This window comes from Bradyrhizobium sp. (assembly GCF_049512235.1).
In the GTDB taxonomy this organism is placed as follows: Bacteria; Pseudomonadota; Alphaproteobacteria; order Rhizobiales; family Xanthobacteraceae; genus Bradyrhizobium.
Window position 1 is genome coordinate 1 of record NZ_JBEKXH010000662.1, and the last position, 3,046, is coordinate 3,046.

At 62.9% G+C, this 3,046-nt stretch carries 3 protein-coding genes; 1 reads left to right on the forward strand and 2 read right to left on the reverse strand.

What is annotated here, in order from left to right; translation table 11 throughout:
• Nucleotides 1-940: 7,8-didemethyl-8-hydroxy-5-deazariboflavin synthase CofG (gene cofG, locus ABSG20_RS33530; protein ID WP_423868731.1), on the reverse strand; the 940-nt coding region annotated here is incomplete at its 3' end.
• 124 nt (nt 941-1,064) lie between these two features.
• Here cofG and ABSG20_RS33535 point away from each other — a divergent pair.
• Nucleotides 1,065-2,018: a TIGR03619 family F420-dependent LLM class oxidoreductase gene (locus ABSG20_RS33535; protein WP_423868732.1), complete on the forward strand. Its 954-nt coding sequence runs from the start codon at nt 1,065-1,067 to the stop codon at nt 2,016-2,018.
• 4 nt (nt 2,019-2,022) lie between these two features.
• On the opposite strand, the gene ABSG20_RS33540 is transcribed toward ABSG20_RS33535, so the two are convergent.
• On the reverse strand, nt 2,023-2,484 hold the full coding sequence (locus tag ABSG20_RS33540) for a nitroreductase family deazaflavin-dependent oxidoreductase (protein ID WP_423868733.1): 462 nt from the start codon (nt 2,482-2,484) through the stop codon (nt 2,023-2,025).
• Nucleotides 2,485-3,046 lie beyond the last annotated feature (562 nt).

A 3,046-nucleotide genomic window follows, 5' to 3' on the forward strand; every position in this document is an offset into this window, starting at 1 on the left:
CAGGGTTCACGTGATCGGGCGTAACCGGCGAGATACCGCCCCAGTCGTTGAGCCCCGCGTCAACAAGCTTTTGATAGACTCCGGGCGACAGATTTGGCGGCGCCTGGATATTCATGTCGGGTCCGAGAACGAGACGCGCCGTCGCGATGGTCCACAAGAGGTCGTCGAGATCTGGCTCCTCGGAATTGGCGAGCCTGGTGTCCGGCTTGGCCCGGAAGTTCTGGACGATGACTTCCTGGATATGACCATGGGCGGCGTGCAGATCCCTGATCGTCTCGAACGCGTCGATCCGCTCGTCGCGTGTCTCGCCGATGCCGATCAGGATGCCGGTCGTGAACGGAACCTTCAGTTCGCCGGCCAGACGCAGGGTCTCCAGCCTGGCTGCAGGTTGTTTGTCGGGAGAACCGTAGTGAACGCCGCCCTGCCTGCAGAGCCGCTCGCTGGTGGATTCCAGCATGATGCCCTGGCTGGCGGTCACCTCGCGCAGGCCGGCGATTTCCTTACGCGTCATCACGCCGGAGTTGGCATGTGGCAGCAGTCCGGTCTCGCGCAGCACAGCTGCGCACATCTCGGTCAGATAGGAGATCGTGGTTTCGTGGCCGAGCGCCTTCAATGCGTCGCGCGCGGCCTGGTATCGCAGCTCGGGCTTGTCGCCCAGAGTGAACAGCGCTTCGGTGCAACCTGCGGCCGCGCCGGTGCGGGCGATGGCAAGCACCTCATGGGGTGACAGGTAGATCGGCTTGCCCGCGCGCGGCACTTCTGCGAACGTGCAGTAGTGACAGACGTCGCGACAGAGTTTGGTGAGCGGAATGAAGACTTTGCGAGAGTAAGAGATCAGCCTTCCGTGCGCGGAATCGCGCCAGGCCGCGGCTTCTGCCATCAGTTCGGCCAGCGGCGCGTTGAACCGCTGCCGTGTCGTCTGTCTACCGGCCGCCGCCATAATCCGTCATCTCCGCCCGCCGAGGGGTCGCATGTTGTCGCGGGACGCGCTTGCCGCCACCCGCGAGCGGCCGCATGGTGTCGCATCGACGCAAGCAATGCAATGATAGGGAAGGATGCAACAAATGCTGATCGGCTTCAACGCACCGACCGCCGGGCCGCTGTCGGCCGCGGATAACCTTGCGAAGATCGTGGTCGGCGGCGAGGCGATGGGCTTCGACTACGCGACGTTCAGCGATCACATCGTGATTCCGACCGCGATCGCGGCCGAATATCCCTACAGCGTCTCCGGGGAATATCCCAGCGGCACCCGCGGCGAGCGGCACGAACAGCTGACGGAGATCGCCTGGATTGCCGCGAAAACGACGCGCCTGCGTCTCGTGACCTCCGTCATGGTGGTGCCGCATCGGCCCGCCGTGCTGACCGCCAAGATTCTCTCGACCATCGACGTTCTCTCGGCTGGCCGGCTGACGCTGGGTATCGGCGCGGGCTGGATGCGTGAGGAGTTCGAGGCCATCGACGCGCCGGACTTCGATGCGCGTGGAAGCGTGACCGACGAATATGTGCGCGCCTTCGTTGAACTCTGGACCAAGGATGCGCCTGATTTCGACGGCAAGCATGTCCGATTCTCCAATATCGGTCTTGAGCCGAAGCCCGTGCAGAAGCCGCATCCGCCGATCTGGGTCGGAGGCGAGAGCGGTCCGGCGCTGCGACGAACTGCCCGCATCGGCGATGCGTGGTACCCGATTGGTACCAACCCGCAGAATCCGCTCGATAGCTTGACACGTTACAAGAGCCAGGTTGCACGCCTGCGCAAGATGATCGCCGAAGCGGGCCGCGATCCCGGGGCGGTCGGCCTCAGCTTGCGCTGCACGGTGTTCGGCGAGACCGCGCCACCGCAGGCCGGCGATGGCGAACACCGCCTGTTCGCCGGTCCGCCGTCGCTCGTCGCCGCCGACATCCGGGCGCTGCGCGACTTGGGTGTCGGCTGCATCGATTTCGGATTCGGCGGTTCGAGCGCCGACGAAGTGCTCACGGGCATGCAGACATTCAGGGCCGAGGTCTTGGCGCTCGTGTAGTGATCTAATGGACCGGATCCAGCACGACCACCGGTATCTCGCGCTCGGTCTTGAGCTGATAGTCGGCGTAGGGCGGCCAAAATTCGAGCGCCTTGTTCCAAAGTCGGAGGCGTTCCTCGCCCGCGGCTGTCCTGGCCCGCGCGTTCATTTTCTTGGTCCCGACTTGTACTTCGACGTCGGGGTTCGCCACAATATTGCGATACCAGCCCGGGTGTTGAGGCGCGCCGCCCTTTGAGGCGACTACGAAGTAACTGCCGCCCTCCGTTCCGTAAAACAGCGGGAATATGAATCTATCGCCGGACTTGCGGCCGGTGGTGGTCAGCAGCAGTGCCGGCGCGGTGATCTCACCTCGCTGGGGTACGGTTATCTTGTACAGGTGCCCGTCGGTTCCGCCGCTAGCGAGGTAGCGGTTCGCGTGCTCGAGCATCCAGTCCGGCAGGTTCGGAGCGAGTTTCGCTTCAGCCATCGTGCCCTCCTTCAAAGCTGCAGGGAATATACCATCGGGCGGCAGATCGGCCAACCCACTGGGGACGCCCCCGCTCAAGTCCGTCATGGGACGCTTGTCGTCAAATATGCATTATCTTTCAATGGGGATTGACTGACACTCTCTCCGCCAGCCCTCCCGAAAGCGCAACGGATTCAGTTCGGCGTCATGAAATCGACAATCGCCGCACGGCCGGATTCGGTCTAACACCAACGTATGGGCGAGACGAAACCAGCGTTGAATGGTGCGGCCGTGCTCGCAGCGTTTACCACTGCAAGCATGTAGATCATGTGATTGGGCGGCCGGGCGCTTTTTCAGTCGCCGACGTCGGGTCGGCGCACCCGAAAGAACAGCGACACCAAAGGGCCGCAAACCCGTGTCGCGTCCGAAACGGTCCGTCAGCGCACTGGTAGGAGACAGGATATGGACGACCAAAGGAAAGCAACGCCGTTCGGCACACTCAAGTTGGCCGTAGCTGGATTGACCCTCGCCAACTGGTCGCTGCTTCTGGTCCTTGGTTCACTACTCGTATTTGCTATTGTTG